Origin of the sequence: Agromyces binzhouensis (assembly GCF_004135055.1) — a bacterium.
GTDB classification, from domain to species: domain Bacteria; phylum Actinomycetota; class Actinomycetes; order Actinomycetales; family Microbacteriaceae; genus Agromyces; species Agromyces binzhouensis.
The window spans coordinates 1-2,006 of sequence record NZ_SDPL01000490.1; the positions used below are offsets into that span (position 1 = coordinate 1).

Here is a 2,006-nt window from a genome sequence, read left to right on the forward strand (position 1 = left end):
CGCGGCGGGCGAGCGCTCATGCGGCGCCTCCCGTGCGGTGCGCGGCGGCGACCGTCGCGAGTCGGCTCCGCACCGCGTCGCGCAGCGTATCGGGCGCGATGACGCGCACCTCCGGTCCGTAGGAGGCGAGCTCGTCGGCGAAGACGACCTCATCGGTGTAGTGCAGTCGGATGACCCCGGCGTCGTCGTCGACCTCCACCGCGCGCTTGCCGAGCCGCACCTCCGCATCGGACCCGGCGCTCACGACGAGGTCGGCGGTGTTGGCTAGCCGCAGCGCCTGCAGGTCGGCGAGCACGCGATCCTGCACGTCGGCGGGCGGCGCGTCGAACGGCGCGCCCGTCAGCGCCTTCACGTCGCCGACGATCCGCGAGAGGAGGAACGTCCGCGGCGCCGCCGCGTCGACGTCGCGCCCGTGGAGGTGCCAGCGGCCCTCGTGGAGGACCACCGCGTAGGGCTCGACGGTGCGCAGGCGAGGCGCCTGCTCGCCCGGCTTGAGGTAGTGGAAGCGGACGCGCTGCCGCCGGTCGAGCGCCTGCCGGAGCGGTTCGAACGCGGCATCCCGCACCCGCAGCCGCGGCGCGTAGCCGATGACGGGTTCGCGCGGCTCGATGCCGAGCGAGCGGAGCTTCGTGAGCGCGCGCTGCGAGTCGGCCGAGAGCGAGGCCTCGCGCCACACCTCGGCCGCGAGGCCGAGGAGCGCGAGCTCGTCGGGCGTGAACCGCACGTCGACGGGCAGGTCGTACTCGCCCTTCGGGATGCGGTACCGCAGCGCCTGGTTGTCACCGGGACGATCCGGGGACTCGACCGTCTCGAGCGGGATGCCGAGGTCGCGGATGTCGTCCTTGTCGCGCTCGAACTGACGCTCGAGGTTCGCATTCCCGCCGCGCGGGTCGTACCGCTCGGCGTAGCCGCGCACCGTCGACAGGATCTCGGACTTCAGCAGTCCGGTCTCGGTCGCGAGCAGCGCGAGGACGAGGCTGAACAGCCGGTCCTCGACCGGGATCCGAGACTCCCCCGCAGGCTTGGATGACGCCACGTCAGCGATCATACTGAAGCGCCCGCGGCGGCACGGCGGCCGCCCGGCCTCACACCACGCCGAGGATGTCGATGACGAAGAACAGCGTCGAACCGGCGGGGATGCCGGCCTGCTCGGCGTCGCCGTAGCCGTCCTCCGGGGCGATCACGACGCCGACCTGCGAGCCGACCTGCTGGCCGATGAGCGCCTCGGCGAAGCCCGGGATCACCTGCGAGCCGGAACCCTCGCTCACGACGAACGACGCGGGTGCACCGCTCTCCCAGCTCGAGTCGAACACCTCGTTGTCGTCCCAGAGCACGCCCGTGTAGTGCACGACGACCCGGTCGCCGTCCTCGACGGTCTCGCCGGAACCCTGCTTCAGCACCTCGACCTCGGTCGTCTCGAACGGCTCGTCGTCCGGCACGGTGATGCCGGGGCGGCCGTCGGGCGCGGTGACGACGGCAGGGAAGCCGTCGCGCGTGATGCGCGGGGATCCGTTCGCCCTGGGCAGGAACGCCTCCTGCACGTCGAAGATGACGACGATGCTGTCGTCGGCGCCGATCCCGAGCCCCGCGTTGCCCGCCTCGCCGAAGCCGTCGGCCGGCGGGATGACGACGGCGACGCGCGACCCCTCGCGCGCGCAGCTCAGCCCGGTGCGCAGGCCCGTCAGCGTGTTCGCCCCGAGCACGACCGGCAGCGGGTCCTGGCCGCCGAAGCCCTGGGGCGCCTGGATCTCCTCGCCCGTCGTGCCGTTGTAGACCGCGAGCCCGACGAGCGCCTGCTGGCCGTCGACCAGGTAGTCGCCCGTGCCCTCGATGAGTTCGGTGCACTGCGTCGTGTCGGGCACGAGCGGGGTCGGGAAGTCGACGCGCGGCGTCTCGCCGAAGTCGCCGCGGACCTCGACGAGGTCGGACGACCCGCCGGGCTCGGCCTGCGGCGCGGGCGCCGAGGCGCAGCCGGTCAGGGCGAGGGCGACGGCGGTCGCGGTGGC

2 protein-coding genes are annotated in these 2,006 nt (G+C 73.4%); both read right to left on the bottom strand.

Going from position 1 to position 2,006, the window contains the following annotated elements; translation table 11 throughout:
• Positions 1 to 16: 16 nt before the first annotated feature.
• On the bottom strand, positions 17 to 1,036 hold the full coding sequence (locus tag ESO86_RS16005) for a helix-turn-helix transcriptional regulator (protein WP_242492415.1): 1,020 nt from the start codon (positions 1,034 to 1,036) through the stop codon (positions 17 to 19).
• A 49-nt stretch (positions 1,037 to 1,085) separates the two neighbouring features.
• Positions 1,086 to 2,006, bottom strand: a 921-nt coding sequence (locus tag ESO86_RS20100) for an FKBP-type peptidyl-prolyl cis-trans isomerase (protein ID WP_129235843.1), incomplete at its 5' end; no start/stop codon positions are given.